Genomic DNA, 19686 nt, shown 5'->3' with positions numbered 1-19686 from the left:
GTTTTTAGCAACCGAAAGGCATCGATTGCCGCGCAATCGGCTGCTTTCCTCCCCGCCCTGAAGGACGGGCTTTCTCGGAGTACCTGATGAACATCGTAGAACAACGCTTCCTGCGCGGCCCGAGCCTGTATGCCGCGGCGCCCTGCCTGCTGGCCGTGATCGACCTCGCCGCCCAGCAGAACGCGGCCGGCCTGGGCGCGCGCCTGCTCGCCCTGCTGCCCGCGATGCCGGCCGAAGCGGCGGCGCGCCTGTCGGACTGCCAGGCCGCGCACGAAGCGCTCGAACCCGTGGTGATGGAATTGCAGCGCCTCGCCGGCGCGTCCGGCACCTTCGGCATGACGAAGACCGATCCCGCCAGGCCGGGACAGGCCCGCGTCGTCTGCGGCTACACGGTGGAACAGGTGGCGGGCCAGGCGCTGCGCACGGCCGCCGCGCTGATCGATGCGTGCGCGAGCCACGTCCCGTTCGACCTGGATGCCGCGCTGGACGACCTGCGCGACACCGCGCACCGCCACGCCATCGGCACGAGCACCGCGGCCGTGCTGGCGGCCGCGCACCGGCGCGGCATCCCGAGCCTGCGCCTGACCGAGGAAGCGAATCTGTTCCAGCTGGGCTGGGGCAGCCGCCAGAAGCGCCTGCAGGCGACGATCACGGGCGCGACGAACCACGTGGCCGTCGGCATCGCCAGCGACAAGCAGCTGACGAAGACGCTGCTCGACCAGGCCGGGGTGCCCGTGCCGGCGGGCTCCACGGTCACCACGCTCGAACAGGCGCTGCGCGAGGCGCGCCGCATCAAGGGTCCGGTAACGGTGAAGCCGCTGGACGCGAACCAGGGCAAGGGCGTGACGGTCAACTGCGGGACGCAGGACGAGATCGCGCGTGCGTTCGAATTCGCCCGCAAGTACGGGCGCCACGTCATCGTCGAGGAATTCCTGCAGGGCCGCGACTACCGTGTGCTCGTCGCGGGCCGCAAGGTGGCCGCCGCGTCATGGCGCCGGCCGCCGCACGTGACCGGGGACGGCGTATCGACGGTGCGCGAACTGGTCGAGATCGAAAACCGCAACCCCGCGCGCGGCGACGGCCACACGAACATCCTCACGACGATCCCGCTGGACGACCTCGCGCTGCAGGTGCTGGCGAGCCAGGGTCATGACCTGGACTCGGTCCCCGCGGAAGGCAGCGTGGTCGACCTGCGCGGCAACGCCAACCTGTCCACCGGCGGCACTGCCGAGGACGTCACGGACCTGCTGCCGGAAGAAACGCGCGACATCTGCATCCGCGCCGCGCGCACGATCGGCCTGGACGTGGCCGGCATCGACATCGTCTGCCAGGACATCGCGCGCCCGCTGCGCGAACAGAAAGGCGGCATCATCGAAGTCAATGCGGCGCCGGGCATCCGCATGCACCAGTACCCGAGCCGCGGCACGCCGCGCGACGCGGGCGCCGCCATCGTCGAAGCGCTGTTCGGCGCGGACGACGGCCGCATTCCCGTCATCGCCGTGACGGGCACGAACGGCAAGACGACGACGAGCCTCATGATCGCGCACGCGACGCGCCTCGCGGGCCTGCGCACGGGCGTGACGACGACGGAAGGCGTGTACATCGACGGCGAACGGATCGTGAAAGGCGATTGCACGGGCTACCGCTCGGCGCGCACCGTCCTCGCATCGCCGGACGTCGACTTCGCCGTGCTGGAGACGGCGCGCGGCGGCATCCTGAAACGCGGCCTCGCGTTCGACCACTGCGACGTCGCCGTCGTGCTGAACGTATCGGCCGACCACCTGGGCCTGGACGGCATCGACACGGTCGAGGAACTCGCGCGCGTGAAATTCGTGATTGCCGAGCGCGCGCGCCGCGCCGTCGTGCTGAACGCGGAGGACGACCATTGCGTCGCGATGTCGTCCGAGCTGGCGCATGGCGTGGAAATCCTGTACTTCGCGCTCGACGCGGACAACCCTGTCCTGCTGCGCCACCTGGAAAACGGCGGCCGCGGCGTCTACCTGGAAGACAACATGATCGTGCTGGCGACCGGCACGCGCCACGACGCGCTGCTGGACGTGCGCACGATGCCCTGCACGATGAAAGGCGCGGCGCGCTACAACATCGCCAACGCGCTGGCCGCCGCCGCCGCACTCAGCGCGACGGGCTTCGGCAACATCGAGATCGCGGCCGGCCTGCGCACGTTCGTCTCCGACTGGAAGCACAACCCGCTGCGTTCGAACGTGTTCGACGTCGACGGCGTCACCGTCATCTTCGACTACGCCCACAACACGGCCGCCTATGCCGCATTGGCCGAGACGGCGCGCGCGCTGACGCCGGGCCGCCTCGTCGGCGTCGTCGCGGCGCCGGGCGACCGCCGCGACGAAGACCTCGTCGCCATCGGCGAGACGTGCGCGGCCGGCTTCGACGAGCTGGTCGTGTACGAGACGGAGAACCGCGGGCGCGCATCCGGCGAGGTGGCCGCGCTGCTCGTGCAGGGCGCGCGCCTCGGCAAGTACGAGACGGATCACCTGCAGGTGGAACTGAACGTGCACGAAGCGATCCGCGCTGGCCTCGCGCGCTGCGAGCCGGGCGACGTGCTGGTGTTCGGCTGCGGCTCGGCGCTGACCGAGCTGACGGAAGCGATCCGGCCGACATCGCCCGCGACGGCGAGCCGCATCGAAGCGGAAGCGGTATGAAAAAACGGGCCCGCGGGCCCGTATTTCGTCGTAGCGTGGGCACCCCGTGCCCACGCGCGACGGATGCGATTTGTCGACGTCACGCGTGGGCGGAGGCCGCCCAACCCACTCAGATCGCGCGGCGTACCAGCAATTCCTTGATCTTGCCGATGGCCTTGTTCGGGTTCAAACCCTTCGGGCACACGTCCGTGCAATTCATGATCGAGTGGCAGCGGAACAGGCGGTACGGGTCTTCCAGGTTGTCCAGGCGCTCGTTGGTCGCCTCGTCGCGCGAGTCGGCGATGAAGCGGTACGCCTGCAGCAGGCCGGCCGGACCGACGAACTTGTCCGGGTTCCACCAGAACGACGGGCACGACGTCGAGCAGCACGCGCACAGGATGCACTCGTACACGCCGTCCAGTTCTTCGCGCTCTTCCGGCGACTGCAGACGCTCTTTCTCCGGCGGGATCGAGTCGTTGATCAAATACGGCTTGATCGAGTGGTACTGCTTGAAGAAGTTGGTCATGTCCACGATCAGGTCGCGGATGACCGGCAAGCCCGGCAGCGGACGCAGCACGATCGGCTGCGTCAGCTCGTTCAGGTTCGTCGTGCAGGCCAGGCCGTTCTTGCCGTTGATGTTCATCGCGTCCGAACCGCACACGCCTTCGCGGCACGAGCGGCGCAGGGCCAGCGAGTCGTCGACGTCGGCCTTGATGCGCTGCAGCGCGTCCAGCAGCATCTTGTCGGTGTCTTTCAGCTCGACGGTGACGTCTTGCATATAGGGCTTCGAATCCTTGTCCGGATCGTAGCGGTAAATCTTCAGGTGGACTGTGCGTGCCATGTGTTACCTCATATTCTTAAATCGTAGGGTGGGCGGCCCTCCGCCCACGCGCGACGTTTGCGATCTGCCAGCTTCCGCGTGGGCTCGGGGAGCCCACCCTACCGGTTCGCGCATACCGAGACAGGTTCTTAGAACGTGCGGGGCTTCGGTTTGAACGTGTCGACGGTGAGCGGCTTGGTCACGACCGGCTTGTAGTCGAGACGGTTGCCTTCCGAGTAGAACAGGGTGTGCTTCATCCAGTTCACGTCATCGCGCTGCTCGTAGTCGCTGTGGGCGTGGGCGCCGCGCGATTCCTTGCGCGCCGCGGCCGACACGACGGTCGCCTTGGCCACTTCGATCAGATTGTCCAGCTCGATCGCTTCGATGCGCGCCGTGTTGAACACCTTCGACTTGTCCTTGAACGAGACGTGCTTGCGGCGCTCGTCCAGGGCCATGATTTCCTTGACGCCTTCGTCCATCAGCGCCTGGGTGCGGAACACGCCGCAGTGCTTCTGCATCGTCGCGCGGATCGCGTTGGCCACGTCCTGCACCTTCTCGCCGCCGGTCGAGTTTTCCAGGCGGTTCAGGCGGCCCAGCGCGTAGTCCGCGAAATCCTTCGGCAGCGCGCGGTTGCCCTGCTCCTTCAGGTTCTGCGCGACGATGTGGTTGCCGGCCGCGCGGCCGAACACGACGAGGTCGAGCAGCGAGTTCGTGCCCAGGCGGTTCGCGCCGTGCACCGACACGCACGAGCATTCGCCGATCGCGTACAGGCCGTTGACGACCTTTTGCGAACCGGTGCCGTCAGGCGTGACGACCTGGCCGTGGATGTTGGTCGGGATGCCGCCCATCTGGTAGTGGATGGTCGGGACGACGGGGATCGGTTCCTTGGTCGCGTCGACGTTGGCGAACTTGTGGCCGATCTCGAGAATCGACGGCAGGCGCTTGCGGATCGTGTCCGCGCCGATGTGGCGCAGGTCCAGCAGCACGTGGTCCTTGTTCGGGCCCACGCCGCGGCCTTCCTTGATTTCCTGGTCCATCGAGCGCGAGACGAAGTCGCGCGGCGCCAGGTCTTTCAGGGTCGGCGCGTAGCGCTCCATGAAGCGTTCGCCGTTGCTGTTGATGAGGATACCGCCCTCGCCGCGCACGCCTTCCGTGATCAGCACGCCCGCGCCGGCCACGCCGGTCGGGTGGAACTGCCAGAACTCCATGTCCTGCAGCGGGATGCCGGCACGTGCCGCCATGCCGAGGCCGTCGCCGGTGTTGATGAAGGCGTTGGTCGACGCGGCGAAGATACGGCCCGCGCCGCCCGTGGCGAACACGGTCGTTTTCGCCTGCAGCATCATGACGTCGCCCGTTTCCATTTCGAGCGCGATCACGCCGAGGACGTCGCCGTCGGCATTGCGGACCAGGTCCAGCGCCTGCCATTCGACGAAGAAGTGCGTGCGCGAGCGGACGTTACGTTGATACAGCGTGTGCAGCAGCGCGTGGCCGGTACGGTCGGCGGCGGCGCAGGCGCGCTGCACCGGCTTCTCGCCGAAATTCGCGGTGTGGCCGCCGAACGGACGCTGGTAGATCGTGCCGTCCGGGTTGCGGTCGAACGGCATGCCGAAGTGTTCGAGCTCATACACGACCTTCGGGGCTTCGCGGCACATGAATTCGATGGCGTCCTGGTCGCCCAGGTAGTCCGACCCCTTGACGGTGTCGAACATGTGCCAGTACCAGTCGTCCTCGCTCATGTTGCCGAGGGATGCGCCGATGCCGCCCTGCGCCGCGACCGTGTGCGAACGGGTCGGGAACACTTTCGACAGCACGGCCACGTTCAGGCCCGCTTCGGACAGTTGCAGCGCCGCGCGCAGGCCGGAACCGCCGGCGCCGACGATGACGACGTCGAAATGGCGGACGGGGATGTTGGTGTTGATTGCTGCCACGATTACACGCTCCAGAGAATTTGCACAGTCCAGGCGGCACAGGCGAGCAGCCAGAGCACCGTGGCGATCTGCAGGGTCAGGCGGATGCCGACCGGTTTGACGTAGTCCATCCAGATGTCACGGATGCCCACCCACACGTGGTAGAACAGGCCGAAGAACGTGACCATCGTGAAAAGCTTGAACCACTGGCGGGCGAACAGGCCGGCCCAGCCTTCGTACGTAAAATTCTGGCCGGTCAGGAACGAGACCAGCAGGATGACGGTGAAGATGACCATCACGATGGCGGTGACGCGCTGGGCGAGCCAGTCGCGCATGCCGTAGTGCGCGCCGACGACGAGGCGGCGCTGTCCGATATTCTTGGGGGTAGCCATGATTAAAACACTCCGAACAGTTTGAGGGCGACCAGCAGGGTCAGCGCCAGGGCGACGACGAGCACGTAACGCGCGGTGCGCTGCGCCGCGTCCTTGTCCAGGGCCATGTGGTTGTCCATGAACAGGTGGCGGATGCCGGCGCAGAAGTGGTGCAGGTAGCCCCAGGACAGGCCCAGGATGACGATCTTCGTGAACGGATGGCTGACGATCCCGGCGAAGTGCGCGAACGAGATCTCGGAACGGATGCTCTGCTCGAACAGGTAGAGCAGGAACGGCAGGAACAGGAACAGCACGAAGCCGCTGATACGGTGCAGGATCGACACGATGGCCGACGGCGGCTGCTTGTAGTTCATCGTGATGTCCGTAATGTTCACGTTACGGATCGGCTGCCTTCGCTCCTGCACTTTTTTTATCGCTTCTGACATTCCAGCACTCTTCCAAAATTTAAAGTTATGGGCCCGCCGGAACGCGTCCATGCGGCTCTCGCCGCAAAAAACTTGTCCGTGGGATACCTGTATTATCGCGAAATCTCACTATGCTGTCCAATATATGGATAATCTAGGATCCATACTTTTCACAGATACCGCATGGAACTCAGACATTTACGCTATTTCGTCGCCGTCGCCGAGGAAGGCAATATCACCCGCGCGGCGGAACGGCTCGGCATCGGCCAGCCGCCGCTGAGCCAGCAGATCCACGCGCTGGAGCGGGAGCTCGACGTGAAGCTGTTCCACCGCACCGGCCACGGCGTGGTGCCGACCGACGCCGGCAAGGCGCTGCTCGTCGACGCCAAGCGCCTGCTGGGCGACGTGGAGCACGCCACCCTGAACGCGCAGCGGGCCGGACGCGGCGAGACAGGCCATTTGCACCTCGGCTTCACCGCGTCCGCCGCGTTCCACCCGATCGTGCGCGCGCTGGTGCGCGAATTCCGCAATGCGTATCCCGGCGTCGGCCTCACACTCACCGAAGGCACGACGGCGCACCTGCTGGCGCAACTCGAGGAAGGCCGGATCGACCTGGCCTTCCTGCGCCCGGGCGTGCACTCGTTCGCCGGCGTCGTCCTGCAGGACATCGCGAGCGAGTCGATGAAGGCCGTGCTGCCGGTCACGCATCCACTCGCGCGGCGGGCGAGAATCCCCCTGTCCGCGCTGGCGCAGGAACCGTTCGTGCTGATTCCCCGCGCGGCCAGCCCGATGCTGCACGACGAGATCGTGTCGGCCTGCCGCCACGCGGGTTTCGAACCGATGCCGGGCCAGCAGGCACCGCAGCTGTCCACCGTCGTCAGCCTCGTCGCGGCGGAATTCGGCGTGTCGATCGTGCCGGCGTCCGTCAGCCAGTTCCACGCCGAAGGGGTGACGTACGTGGACATCGCGGATGCGAAAGTCCGCTCGAAGCTGGCGCTGGCGTCGCTCGAAGGGAATTCGTCGACGAAGGTGGGGAATTTTCTCGAGATCGCGCGCCAGGCGGCGACTCGGCCGAACGGGAGATAACGACATGTCGACAGAACCAGACCGCCCCTCACAATATCAACGCGGCCGCTTCGTGCTGGTGCACCAGGCGGTCGTCGTCGTGGCCACGATCGTCTCGGCGCCCGCGCTGGGCCTACTCGGCGCGGTCACCGTACTCGCGCCCCTCCTCAAGCTGCGCGGCGCCACGCGGCGCGACGCGAACACGGTGTTGATCAGCGTGGCGCTGGGCGTGGCGACGATGGCGCTCGTGTTCGGCGCCGGCGTGGCCATGCTTGCATACGGCCTCGGGCACGACCGCAACTGGCGCTGAGCGGCTTTACCCCACCTGCGCCGCGATGCGCGCCGCGCTTTCCGGGTCCGTCTGCCGAATCGCCTCGACGAACACGTCAAGCGACGACCCGCACGCGAACACGAGCACGTCCCGCGGCGGCACAGCGACAGGCCGAGGCGGATCGCCTCGCCCACGTCGAGTTCGCGGTGCAGGGTATCCGTCTTGCCGACGACTTCCTCGGCGCCCTGCAGGATCAGGTCGACGGCGCCGCCGTAAGCGCGCCCGCGGCTCGACGATTCGTACACGACCAGTTCGTCGAAGCGCCCGGCGCACACGCGGCCCACTTCCAGCAGGTCGGCGTCGCGCCGGTCGCCCGGTGCCGTCACGATGCCCACCAGCTGGCCGGGCAGCAGCGAGCGCGCCATCTCGGCCAGCGCGGCATACGCGGCCGGATTGTGCGCGTAATCGACGATGACCGTCACGCCGCGCACGTCGAACACGTTCGTGCGCAGCGGGTTCGTCTTGCCGTCGCTGACGAACGTCGACAGCCCCGTCGCGATCTGCAGGTTGCTGAAGCCGGCCGCCATCAGGCCCGCCGCCGCCGCGAGACCGTTGGCGATGTTGTAGCGCGCGCGGCCGCCCAAGGCGATCGGCATCGCTTCCACGCGCACCAGCTCCTGGTGGTAAGTGGCATCCGCCACGACGATCGAATTGTCCTGGAAGTAGACGGCGCGGCCGCCCTCTTCCAGGTGGCGCAGCAGCACGGGACTGTCCGCCTCCATCGCAAAGTACACGATCTCCACGTCCGGATGCACGCGGCGCGCCATCGCCACGCACAACGGGTCCTCGGCGTTCAGCACGACGGCGCGGCTGGCCGACAGCGGCACCACGGCCTTCACCTGCGCGAGGTCTTCGATCGTGTCGACGCCGTCCAGGCCCAGGTGGTCGGGCGATACGTTCAGCACCATGCCGATGTCGCAGCGGTCGAAGGCGAGGCCGCGTTTCAGGATGCCGCCGCGCGCCGTCTCCAGCACGGCGAACTCCACGTCCGGCGAGGCGAGCACCGTGCGCGCCGACCAGTAGCCCGTGCAATCGCCCTTCGTGACTTCCTTGCCGGCGATGTAGACCCCGTGCGTCGTCGTCACGCCCGTGACCTTGCCCGCGAGGCGCACCGTGTGCGCCATCAGCAAGGTGGTCGTCGTCTTGCCGTTCGTGCCCGTGCACGCGATGATCGGGATGCGCCCGTCCGACTCGCCCATCAGGCCCTGGACGATGGCGTCGCCCGCATCGCGCGGCGTGCCGCCGCTGGGATGCTGGTGCATGCGGATGCCGGGTGCCGCGTTGACTTCGATGACGGCGCCGCCCTGGTCCGCCAGCGGCTGGGCGATGTCGCGGCAGACGATGTCGATACCGGCCACGTCCAGGCCGATCTTCGCGGCCGCGCGCACGCACAGGCGGCGCGTGGATTCCGGCAGCAGGTCCGTCACATCTTCGGCCGTGCCGCCCGTGGACAGGTTCGCGTTCCCGCGCAAATACACCGTCGTGCCGGCGGCAGGCACGGTGTCCGGGACGAGGTCCTGGCGCCGCAGCAGGTCTTCCGCATGGGCGTCCAGCGCGATCTGCGTGAGGATGTTCGTGTGGCCCGCGCCGCGCGCCGGATTGCGGTTCTCGAGATCGACGAGTTCGCGCACCGTGTGCGTGCCGTCGCCCACGACGTGCGCGGGCCGCCGCAGCGACGCCGCCGCCACCTTGCCGCCCGCGACGAGCACGCGGTAATCCGCGCCTTCGACGAAGCGTTCGACGATGATGTGGCGGCCGAACTTGCGCGCGTACGCGTAGGCCTGCTCGACTTCTTCATCCGTGCGGCACGCGACCGTGACGCCCTTGCCCTGGTTCGCGTCCAGCGGTTTTACGGTCACCGGCGCGTTCAGCTTATTTGCCATGTCATGGGCGACGCGCAGCGCGTCTTCGACAGTCGTCACCGTCTCGCCCTGCGGCACCGGCACGCCCGCCTCGTGCAACAGCTGCTTGGTGAGCTGCTTGTCGCTGGCGATGCGCACGGCGATGGTGCCCGTGTCGCCCGTGATCGTCGCCTGGATGCGCTTCTGCTTCACGCCCCAGCCCAACTGGAACAGGTTCGCGTCTTCCGTGATGCGCGAGACGGGAATGCCCCGCTCCTGCGCGGCGGCCAGCACGGCGGCCGTGCTCGTGCCGATCGCGTAGTGCTCTGCGATCTCGCGCAACTCTTCCAGGCGCGGCGCCAGGTCGAATGCGTGGCCGTGCGCGAGCGTGTCGACGATGTCCACCGCCAGCGCGAACGCCGGCTGCGCGACCTTTTCGAGCTGGTAGGCGCAGACGATGCGGTACTGGCCCGGCTCGCCCGTCACGGGACGCGTGCGCCCGAACGCGACGGGCGCGCCCGCGAGGCATTGCAGGCCCAGGGTCACATGCTCGATCACGCGCGCGAGATACGTGCCCTCGCGCAGGCGCTGGGCGAAGCCGCCCGGCTGGCCCGTCGGAACGAGGTAGTCCGCGAGCGATGGCAACAGGGCCAGCAGCGCCTCGTTGAATTGCGGGAGGTCGCGGGTCGAGACGCCGTACAGATCGTCCAGGTCGAGCACGGACAGCAGGCAGGGGGTGGCGGCGTGGATGTTCGGTCCGCGCAAGAAGCGTTGTTCGAGTATGTGCACAGGAATCCCTTGTTTGTCGGTCGTCGCGGCGCGCGCGGGCGCGCCGCTGCGTTCATTTCAAGCGTCCAGCAGCTGCGAATACATCCGCGTGGCCATCAGGCCGATCGCCGTGTGGTGCACGGACGGCGACATCAGCTGCGCCAGCATGGCCATCGCCTCCGGCTTGCCGGCGGCCGCCGCCACGCGCTGTTCCAGCTGGTGCAGTTCGGAGTCGCCGCCGGTGCCCGCGGGCGGCGGCGGATCAGGCCCCGCTCCGGATAACCGCTGCGCTGGGCATGCTGCGTGAGGCTGTCGAGCGTGCGCTGGCGCGCGCGGTGGCTCAGCACGCGGGTCGTGCGCGCGGCGGCGCTGGCGTCGCGCGGGGTCGTGATCCAGTCGCGCAGCACCTGCTGCTCGTAGCTCGAGAACACGCCGAACATCTCCGCCCGCTCGCCCTGGATCAGGCGCCAGAAGCGGCTCTGCTCCACGTCTTCGCCGCGCTGGATCCAGCCGGATTCCTCCAGCTTCGTGAGGAAGTCGGGGATCTGCTGCGGATCGCCGAGCCAGTCGTTGACGGAGCGGCCGGCCACGCGGCAGTAATCCGAGTGCATGTTCTTGCCGATGGCCGCCTTGGCGCCGAAGATCTCGACCAGTTCGGCTTCGAGATCGAAGGCGCCGATGACGGAGGTCGTGCACGCGCCCAGGTCGTTCAGCCGGTAGCCGTCCAGCACGCGCCGGAAGAACGCGGCCGGGTCGCCCGACTGCGCCATCAGGTGGCGCAGCGCCTGCACGGCCTTGTGCGCGTGGCCGCTGCCGGCGTTGTCCACGGTGACGTGCAGCGTGAAGTAATACGGATCGATCCCGAGTTCGTTCAACTCGTACGACGTGATCAGCAAATGCAGCGGCAGTTGTTCGTAGCCGAGGTTGTAGCCCACCACTTCCGGCAGGAAGGCGTCGGCGTTGTACGCGAGCGCGAGCTGGATGGCGCCCTGCACGAAGTGGTCCGGCGGCAGCGTCTCCCAGTGTTCGCAGCCGTGCGCCGCGAGCAGGCGGCGGTACAGCGTGACGTGGTTCTTGTCCGGCACGCCGTCGCCCAGCTCTTCGAGATAGGTCTTGATCAGGGGGTGGAAGTCCGGATTCTCCCAGCGCGACAGGGTGCCGTACAGCCAGGCGCCGTCGACGAGCTTCGTGGGCGCGACGCCCTTCAGGAAGTACAGCGCATGCGACTTGTTCGTGAAATAGCGGCGCGGCGCGCCATTCTTGCGCGCGGCGAGGTATTCGCGGTACGCGATGCCGACCGATTCGGCACGGCCCTGGATCCAGCCCTGCAGCTGCCACACCGCATCCGGCAGTTCGCACGGTTCGGCGCGCGCGACTTCGATCTGTGCCGCGAGGAATGCGCGGGACGCCTCGAGGGCCGCGGCCGGGTTGTCCATCAGCGCGAAGTACAAATCCCTGGCGGACGATACCTGGACCGGGCGGGTGTCCCGGCCCGTCGCGCGGGCCGGGCTGTCGACGACAAAAGTGGAGGTCATAACAAATCTTTTGGTAAATGTTCTACCAAGATTATGCGGACCCGGCCAACTTGGCGTAATCGGTACGCTTCCCTCCAGAATGTCGGACAGGGATTACAAAAAATATATCGTTGCAGAATAAAAAAGCGGCGCCGCAGCGCCGCTTCTGCAAAGTCACGCCGAATTACGGCTGCGTCACGCCACTCAGCAAGGAACGCGAACGGGCATAGCCGAAATACACCAGCAGGCCCAGCACCAGCCAGATGAGGAATGCCACCCACGTGATCGCGGACAGGAACGACATCAGCGCCAGGCAGAACACGACGGCGATGCCCGGCACGATGGGCACGCCCGGGCAGCGGAACGCGCGCTTCAGGTCCGGCCGCTTCTTGCGCAGGACGATGACGGCGACGGAGACGAGGCAGAACGCGGCCAGCGTGCCGATGTTGACGAGCTCGGCCAGCACGTTCAGCGGCACGAACGCGGCAATCAGGCCGAACAGGATGCCGACCACCCACGTCGCGAAGAACGGGGTGCCGAATTTCGGGTGCACGGTGGACAGCTTCGCCGGCAGCAGGCCGTCGCGCGACATCGCGTAGATGATGCGGGTCTGGCCATAGGCCATCACCAGGATCACGGTGGTCATGCCGAGGATCGCGCCCAGGTCGATCCAGCCGGCGAACCAGTTTTCGCCCGCGTGCTGCAGGGCCAGCGACACCGGGTGGTCGATGCCCTTGAACATCTGGAACGGGACGATGCCGGTCATGATGGCGGCGACGATCACGTACAGGATCGTGCAGATGGTCAGCGAGCCGATGATGCCGATCGGGAGGTCGCGTTCCGGACGCTTGACTTCCTCGGCGGCCGACGTGACGGCGTCGAAGCCGATGAACGCGAAGAACACGACGGCGGCGGCGCTCATGATGCCCGTGCCGCCGAACGGCGCGAACGGATGCCAGTTGGCCGGCGTGACGTGCTTGAAGCCGACGGCGATGAACAGCAGCACGACGATCATCTTGATGACGACCATGACGTTGTTGACGCGGGCCGATTCGCGCACGCCGTACGACAGCATCGCGGTCAGCACGAGCATGATGACCAGCGCCGGCAGGTTCATCACGCTGTGCACGCCCGGCACCGCGCCCGGCGCGGCGGACAGGATCTCGGGAATCGTGATGCCGAAGCCGCCCATCAGCGACTGGAAATAGCCGGACCAGCCGACGGCCACCGCCGACGTCGCCAGCCCGTATTCGAGCAGGAGGTCCCAGCCGATCATCCAGGCGACGAGTTCGCCGAGGACGACATAGCTGTAGGTATAGATCGAACCGGCGATCGGCACGGTCGACGCGAACTCCGCGTAGCACATGGCCGCGAAGCCGCACGCGATGGCGGCGACGATGAACGACACCGTCAACGCCGGACCGGCCGTCAATGCGCCGGTACCGGTCAGCACGAAGATACCGGTGCCGACGATCGCCCCGATGCCCATGAGGATGAGGTCGGTTGGCCCCAGCACTTTCTTCAGCCCGCCCGGGGTACGGGAGGCTGCGACCATGTTGTCGAGATTCTTGGTTCTGAAAAGACTCACTGCTTTCTCCAATCGATAGTAGATAGATCCCGGTCCCTGATTGTTATGCGCGGCGGGCAGGCGATAACCTGCACATACATCCGCCGAAGGGGGTCTCCTCCTGGGCTCGGGCCGCCGGGACTGGCATGCAAGAACAATGCCGGTCGCCAGCCTGGCGGCGTCACATTATCGCCATTCTGTTATCCAGAATCAAAGGAAATACTCAATATTTCAAGGTGTAGAAGCTGGGAAACCGCAAAAAACGGCCAGGAACGCCTAGCGCAACGTGCAAATGAGGAGTTCCGGATCGGCATTCAGCCGCAGCGGAATGCCGGAACAGCCGATGCCGCGGCTGACGATCAGCGGGCCGTTGCCGGGCACGTCGTAGCGGCCGTAGCAGAAATCGCGCGAGCACGGGCCGCTGGGATGGAACAGCGGCGCACCATCCGGGAGCGCGATCTGGCCGCCGTGGGTGTGGCCGGCGAAGGCGACGTCGAAGCGCTGGCCCTGCAGGCGGTACAAGCCGTCGGGGGAATGCGTGAGGTAGATCCGGACGGCGCCCGCGCCGGCGAACGTGGCGCCGGCCGACGGCGCCCCGGTCCACGGATCGTCGATGCCGCACACGCTGACGCCGCCGAACGGCGCCGGCAGCGCGACGTTGCGGTTCACGAGCACCTCGGCGCCGCCCGCGCGCAGCGCGTCCTCGATGATGCCGCGGCCGTTCCAGGTGTCGTGGTTGCCGATGACGGCATAGGTGCCCAGCGGGGCCCGCGCGCCCGCAATGAAGTCCGCCAGGACGGCCACGTTCTCCGCATCGAAACACACGTAGTCGCCGCCCAGCAGCATCACGTCCGGCGCTTCCGCGCGGATCGCGGCCAGCAGGTCGTCGAACACGGCGGGATGCGTCGTGGGGCCGGCGTGGAAATCGGACGCGAAACCGATGCGCAGCGGCTGCGCCAGCCGGCGTTCCGGGCCCAGCTCCACCTGCTGGCGCGTCACCCGTACCTTGCCCAGGCCGCCGAGCCGGTAGCTCATCCCGGCCACGAAGCCCCTCAGCAGGGCGGCATTCAGGACGCGTTCGAACGCATTGCGCAGAGGTTGCTCGTGCTTGTGACTGGACATAGGACCCGCACTTTACACCAACTGCGCCCCCGGTGAGGTAACATTGCCTTTTTGCCCAGGGCTACCATGCTGACACCCGACCAGTTCCTCGCCTTCCTCGCCGCCGCCATCCTGCTGACCCTGTCGCCGGGGCCGGACAACATGATGGTATTGAGCGTGGGCGTGGCGAAGGGCCGGGTGCGCGGCATCGCGTTCGGGCTCGGATGCGCGTTCGGGTGCCTGTCGCACACGCTGCTGGCCGTCGTGGGCGTGTCCGCCCTCATCGCCGCGTCGCCGCTGGCGTTCACGACGCTCAAGGTGTGCGGCGGCCTGTATCTCGCGTGGATGGGCTGGCACGCCATCCGCAGCGCGGCGGCGCCCGCGTCGACACGGCGCATGCCGCCGCCGACCCGGCCCGCGCGCTGTTCTTCAAGGGGCTGGTGGCGAATGCGATCAATCCGAAGGTCGCCCTGTTCTTCCTGTCGTTCCTGCCCCAGTTCGTCGTTGCCCAGCGCGGCGACGCCAACCTGCAGACGGCGCTGCTGGGCCTCACGTTCACCCTGCAGGCCGTCGTCCTGTTCGGCCTGCTCGGCTTCTTTTCCGGCGCCATCGGCCAGTGGCTCGCGCGCCGCCCCAAAGCCGGCCAATGGCTCGACCGCATCGCCGGCACGATCTTCATCGCCCTCGGCCTGCGCCTGATCGTGGCGCGCTGACGGCATCCCTCGGATACATAGTCGCTTTTCGTTTTAACGTTCGTCATATATCGAACGGCGAATATCTTCGTTCACGCGGAGTCCCCCGTTTGCCATACTGGGCCGACTCTGCTGAAGGAGATCGACCATGCATCTGGCACTACACCCGGTTCCCGCATCGTCGGACGGCTACGCCCACCCGGCCCTGGCGTCCGACCCGTATGACCCCATTGCCGCCGCCCACGACCTGGCGGCGCGCGGGCGGCAGTGGATCCGCGCTTCCGGCCTGCTCGCCCTCCCGGTGCCGCGCGAATACGGCGGCCTCTGGGCGAGCTGGAAGACGATCGGCGAGGTCGTGCGCATCGTCGCACGTGCCGACGGCGCCCTCGCCCACCGGCTCGGCCTCCACCACCTCCAGATCGCCGGCATCCGCCTGACGGGCAACGCGCGCCAGCAGCGCCGCCTGCTGTTCGAGACCATCGAGCACGACGTGTTCTGGGGCGAGACCCTGAACCCGCTGGACCAACGCCTCGTCGCCCGGCCGACGGCGGGCGGCTACGTGCTGGACGGCGCCAAGGCTTGTGCAGCAAGTTCGGTCGGGTCAGACCGGCTCACCGTGTGCGCCTGGGACCCGCTCGCGCACGGCACGCTGGTCGCCGTGCTGCCCACGCAGCGGGATGGCGTCGCCGTCCACGCCGACTGGAACGCGTTCGGCCTGCGCCACGCCGCCAGCGGCACCGTGACGTTCACCGGCGTGCAGCTGACGGAAGACGACGTGCTGCAGCCGGCCGCCCGCGCAGCCACGCCGCGGGCGGCCTTGCGCGCGCAGGTGGCGCAGATGATCGTCGCGAACGTGTACGTCGGCCTCGCCGAGGGCGCGCTGGAGGCGGCGCGCGGCGAGGCGCAGCCGTGGTTCCAGATGCTTGTGCGACCCGCGCAGGTGCTGGCCGAAGGCGCCGCCGCGGCGCTGGACGACGCGTTCGCGCGCGGCCACCATCTGACGGGACGCGAACGGCGCCAGGTCGCGCTGGCGGCCGCGGAAGCGAAGGTCGTCGCGCACAAGGCCGCGATCGGGATCGGCCGCCACGCCCTCGGCGGCACGCTGCCCGAACCCGCCGCATACCCGTGACGGGGGCCGCCATGACCATCATCCGTCTCGACCGCGTGCGCACATCCTTCGGTGCCGACCCCGTGCTGCGCGACGTATCGCTGCACGTGGCGGGCGGCGACGTCTTCGGCATCGCCGGCCAGAGCGGCGCCGGCAAATCGACCCTCCTCCGCACGATCAACCTGCTGGAGAGGCCGGACAGCGGCGCCGTCGTCGTCGCGGGCCGCGACCTGGCGCGGCTGTCGAAACGCGACCTGCGCGCCGCGCGCCAGAACATCGGCATGATCTTCCAGCACGACAACCTGCTGCAGAACCTGACCGTGTTCGACAACGTCGCGTTCCCGCTGCGCCTGCACGGCATGCTGAATCCTCCGCGCCTGCGCCGGCGCGTGCAGGCGTGCCTGGAGCTCGTCGGCCTGGCGGCGCGGGCGGACGAGTATCCGGCACGCCTGTCCGTCGGCCAGAGACAGCGCGCGGCCATCGCCCGTGCAATCGCAAGCCAGCCCGAGGTCCTGCTGTGCGACGAGCCGACGTCCGCCCTCGATGCGGAAGCGACGCGGGCCCTGCTCGCCACCCTGCGCACCGTGAGTGCGGATCTCGGCGTCACGATCGTCATCGTCAGCCATGAACTGCCCGCCCTGGCGGCGCTGTGCAACCGCGTGGCGGTGATCGAACACGGCGTCGTCGCGGAAACGTTCGCCCCCGCCGACACGACGGCCCCGCGCGTCACACCCCTCGGCCGCGAACTCGCGTTCCACGCCACCGAAGCCGGTGCGCTGTTCCATCCAGGAGTCCTCCATGCTTGAGAGTCTCATCGACCTGTTGCCCGACCTGGCCGTCGCGCTGGGCCAGACCCTGGCCATGCTCGGTATCGGCGTGTGCGCCGCCGTGCTGTTCGGCGGCCCGCTCGGCGTCGTCCTGTTCGTCGTCGGCGCCGGCCAGTCGCTGCGCAACCGTCCCCTCGCGCTGCTGCTCGGGTGGACCGTGAACACGATCCGCTCGTTCCCGTTCATCATCCTGCTCGTCGCGCTCGTGCCGCTTACCCGGCTGATCGCCGGCAGTTCGATCGGGCCGCTCGCGGCCTCCGTGCCGCTGTCGATCGCCGCCGTCCCGTATTTCGCGCGCCTCGTCGAACAGACCCTGCGCGACGTGCCGCGCGGCGTGATCGAGGCGGCGCGGGCAATGGGCGCGTCCGAGCTGCAGATCGTCACCCGCGTGCTGCTGGTCGAAGCCCGCTCCGGCCTCGTGCTGGCGCTGACTGCCCTCGCGATCGGTTTTCTCTCGTACGCCGCGGCGGCCGGCGTCGTGGGCGGCGGCGGCATCGGCGGCCTCGCCATCCGCTACGGCTACTACCGCTTCGAGACGGACATCATGGTGTTCACCGTCGTCGTGCTGGTCGCGCTCGTGCAGGTCATCCAGCTCACGGGCGACCGCTTCGCGCGGCGGCTGGACAAGCGCCAGGCGGGCTACGCGAGGACAGATTGACCCCGCCTCTCACGATAAATGGAAATTTCTGCATAGAAATTTGATTGCCGGCCACGTTTTTTGCTACATTGGCGGTTTTATCTCTTCGGGATGGCTGCCATTCCCGCTTGCGGCCGCGAATGCGCGAATCCACTCTGTTCAAGCACCTGACTTCCAGCTCGATCGTTACCGCCTGCTGCGTGCTCGGTCTGCTGTATTTCGGGCGCGACGTCCTCGAACCGCTCGCGCTGGCGGTCATCCTCAGCCTCGTGATCGCCCCGCTGATCCGCACGCTGCGGCGCATCGGCCTGGGCCAGGTACCGGCGACGATGCTGTCCGTGCTGATGGTGGGCACGTGCGTGGTCGGCCTGGGCATCGTCCTCGCGTTCCAGCTCGTCGCCGTGACGGGCGACCTGCCGAAATACCGTGCCGCGATCCGCACCAAGGTCGCGGCCGTGCGCGAGATGACGGAGCGGCCGTTCGCCCGCATCGAGGCCGAGATCAGCGCCGTGCAGCCGCAGGCGCAGCAGAGCGGCACCGTCAGCAGCCGGCGCGGCATGAGCACCGTGACCGTCAGCCCGACGCAGCCGCTGCCCGTCGAGATCCGCCAGCCGCGCCTGACGACGCGCGATTCGCTCGCGCGCCTGTTCGCGATGGCGTGGGGACCGCTGGGCGAAGCGGGCCTCGTGCTCGTGCTGCTCGTCTTCATCTCGCTCGAACACGAATCGCTGCGCGACCGCCTGATCCGGCTCGCCGGCCAGACCGAAATCAACCGCACGATCCGCACCCTGGGCGACGCGGCCCAAGGCGTGTCGCGCTTCTTCCTGTCGCAATTCACCGTCAACCTGACGTTCGGCACCCTCATCGGCGTGCTGCTGTGGCTGGCCGGCGTACCGCACGCGGGCCTGTGGGGCGCGCTGTCCGGCATGCTGCGCTTCGTGCCCTACCTGGGCGTGATGGCGGCGGGCGCCGTCATCGCCGTGTTCGTCGCCGCCATCGACCCCGGCTGGCAGCTGGCCCTGTCCTGCATCGCCCTGTTCGTCGCGCTGGAACTGTTCGTCGCGAACGTGGTCGAACCGAAGGTCTACGGCCACAGCTCGGGCCTGTCGCCGCTCGCCGTGATCGTCTCGGCCGTGTTCTGGGGCGCGATGTGGGGGCCGGTGGGCCTGCTGCTGTCGACGCCGCTGACCCTGTGCTTCGTCGTGGCGGGCCGCCACGTACGCGGGCTGGAACCGGTGACGATCCTGCTGGGCGACGCCCCCAACGTCTCGGGCGCCCAGCGTTTGTACCAGCGCCTGCTGACGGCGGACAGCGACACGATCGTGCGCGACGCCCACGCCTACCTGCGCCGCGCCAGCTTCGCGCGCTATTGCGACAAGGTGCTGCTGCCGGGCCTCGCCCTGGCCGGCGCCGACATGCGCGCGGGCCGCATCGACGCGGGCCAGATGGAAACCATGCGCGCCGCCATGGGCCGCGTGGCGGCGACCCTGAACCCGGAAGGCCGCACGCCCGCGCGCACGCGGCGCCGCCGCGACGTCTCGCTGCTCGACGCCAACCTGGGCGCCTACCTGCGCCAGATGCGCGAGACCCGCCAGGGCCGCTGGCAGGGCTCGCTGGACGTGCCCGCGCACTCCGTCGTGCTGTGCGCCGCCCTCGCGGCGGAACGGGACGAACTGCTCGCCGAACTGCTCGTGTCGGCGCTGCGGGACGCCAACATCGATGCGCGCAGCACCCTGTTGGGCACGGCCGACCGGCCCGGTCCGGAAAAGGCGGAGCTCATCTCCACCGTGATCCTGCCGTACCCCGTCGAGGACCGGCTCGGGGACTGGCTGAACGCCGTCACGGAACTGCGCACCCACCTGCCGGATGCGCTGCTCGCCACCGTCAAGCTGCCGTTCGACCAGTCGTCCGTGCCGCAGCCGACGGTCGAGGAGCATGTCGACATCGTGTTGCGCTCGTTCGAGGAAGCGCTGGCGTTCGTGGCGCCGGAGCGGGCGCCGCGCGGGTGAGCGCGTCGAAGAAATCGCTACACCATTTCGTTCATTATCTGATGTG

The 19686-nt window shown here is 68.0% G+C and carries 14 protein-coding genes and 1 pseudogene; 7 read left to right on the top strand and 8 right to left on the bottom strand.

All coding sequences use genetic code 11. The annotated features are described in order from the left end of the window. Positions 1-86 precede the first annotated feature (86 nt). Positions 87-2678, top strand: a complete 2592-nt coding sequence (gene cphA, locus ACEN98_RS30290) for a cyanophycin synthetase (protein WP_413388515.1) — start codon at positions 87-89, stop codon at positions 2676-2678. A gap of 109 nt (positions 2679-2787) precedes the next feature. Here cphA (ACEN98_RS30290) and ACEN98_RS30285 read toward each other — a convergent pair whose 3' ends face one another. From ACEN98_RS30285 to sdhC, 4 genes are all read right to left on the bottom strand, one after another. Continuing rightward, entirely contained in the window at positions 2788-3498 is a 711-nt protein-coding gene (locus tag ACEN98_RS30285) for a succinate dehydrogenase iron-sulfur subunit (protein WP_413342144.1), read from the bottom strand. 128 nt (positions 3499-3626) lie between these two features. Then, positions 3627-5405, bottom strand: a complete 1779-nt coding sequence (gene sdhA, locus ACEN98_RS30280) for a succinate dehydrogenase flavoprotein subunit (protein ID WP_413383971.1) — start codon at positions 5403-5405, stop codon at positions 3627-3629. A 2-nt stretch (positions 5406-5407) separates the two neighbouring features. Beyond that, the gene (sdhD, locus tag ACEN98_RS30275) at positions 5408-5776 is read right to left on the bottom strand and encodes a succinate dehydrogenase, hydrophobic membrane anchor protein (RefSeq protein WP_036240800.1); all 369 of its coding nucleotides are present in this window, start codon (positions 5774-5776) and stop codon (positions 5408-5410) included. Positions 5777-5778: 2 nt separating this feature from the next. Then, entirely contained in the window at positions 5779-6201 is a 423-nt protein-coding gene (sdhC, locus tag ACEN98_RS30270) for a succinate dehydrogenase, cytochrome b556 subunit (RefSeq protein ID WP_413388514.1), read from the bottom strand. Positions 6202-6363: 162 nt separating this feature from the next. Here sdhC and ACEN98_RS30265 point away from each other — a divergent pair, with 162 nt between their 5' ends. Beyond that, a complete protein-coding gene (locus ACEN98_RS30265; RefSeq protein ID WP_413380400.1) occupies positions 6364-7266 on the top strand; it encodes a LysR family transcriptional regulator in 903 nt (300 codons plus the stop codon). Between the two features lie 36 nt (positions 7267-7302). Here ACEN98_RS30265 and cphA (ACEN98_RS30260) read toward each other — a convergent pair whose 3' ends face one another. From cphA (ACEN98_RS30260) to ACEN98_RS30245, 4 genes are all read right to left on the bottom strand, one after another. Then, positions 7303-10206 (bottom strand): cyanophycin synthetase, encoded by a 2904-nt coding sequence (gene cphA / locus ACEN98_RS30260; RefSeq protein WP_413388513.1) that lies wholly within the window; start codon positions 10204-10206, stop codon positions 7303-7305. Positions 10207-10337: 131 nt separating this feature from the next. Then, complete coding sequence (locus tag ACEN98_RS30255) at positions 10338-11720, bottom strand: iron-containing redox enzyme family protein (RefSeq protein WP_413388512.1); 1383 nt, start codon at positions 11718-11720, stop codon at positions 10338-10340. Positions 11721-11883: 163 nt separating this feature from the next. Then, positions 11884-13287, bottom strand: a complete 1404-nt coding sequence (locus ACEN98_RS30250) for an amino acid permease (protein ID WP_413380408.1) — start codon at positions 13285-13287, stop codon at positions 11884-11886. A 255-nt stretch (positions 13288-13542) separates the two neighbouring features. Then, complete coding sequence (locus tag ACEN98_RS30245; RefSeq protein ID WP_413380410.1) at positions 13543-14388, bottom strand: metallophosphoesterase; 846 nt, start codon at positions 14386-14388, stop codon at positions 13543-13545. 66 nt (positions 14389-14454) lie between these two features. On the opposite strand from ACEN98_RS30245, the pseudogene ACEN98_RS30240 reads away from it, so the two are divergent. The 5 genes and pseudogenes from ACEN98_RS30240 (at position 14455) to ACEN98_RS30220 (ending at position 19640) form a co-directional block, all read left to right on the top strand. Next, positions 14455-15080: pseudogene (locus tag ACEN98_RS30240) on the top strand (LysE family translocator). A gap of 127 nt (positions 15081-15207) precedes the next feature. Then, positions 15208-16188: an acyl-CoA dehydrogenase family protein gene (locus ACEN98_RS30235; protein ID WP_413380414.1), complete on the top strand. Its 981-nt coding sequence runs from the start codon at positions 15208-15210 to the stop codon at positions 16186-16188. Between the two features lie 11 nt (positions 16189-16199). Further along, entirely contained in the window at positions 16200-16973 is a 774-nt protein-coding gene (locus tag ACEN98_RS30230; protein WP_413380416.1) for an ATP-binding cassette domain-containing protein, read from the top strand. Beyond that, positions 16966-17652: a methionine ABC transporter permease gene (locus tag ACEN98_RS30225; RefSeq protein WP_413380418.1), complete on the top strand. Its 687-nt coding sequence runs from the start codon at positions 16966-16968 to the stop codon at positions 17650-17652. The genes ACEN98_RS30230 and ACEN98_RS30225 overlap by 8 nt, the downstream gene beginning before the upstream one ends. A gap of 119 nt (positions 17653-17771) precedes the next feature. After that, the gene (locus ACEN98_RS30220) at positions 17772-19640 is read left to right on the top strand and encodes an AI-2E family transporter (RefSeq protein ID WP_413380421.1); all 1869 of its coding nucleotides are present in this window, start codon (positions 17772-17774) and stop codon (positions 19638-19640) included. The last annotated feature ends 46 nt before the right edge of the window (positions 19641-19686 follow it).

This window comes from Massilia sp. CT11-137 (genome assembly GCF_047302885.1).
Taxonomy (GTDB): domain Bacteria; phylum Pseudomonadota; class Gammaproteobacteria; order Burkholderiales; family Burkholderiaceae_D; genus Telluria; species Telluria orientalis.
Note: the sequence above shows the minus strand (reverse complement) of the source record. Positions and strands in the feature narration are given on the sequence as shown.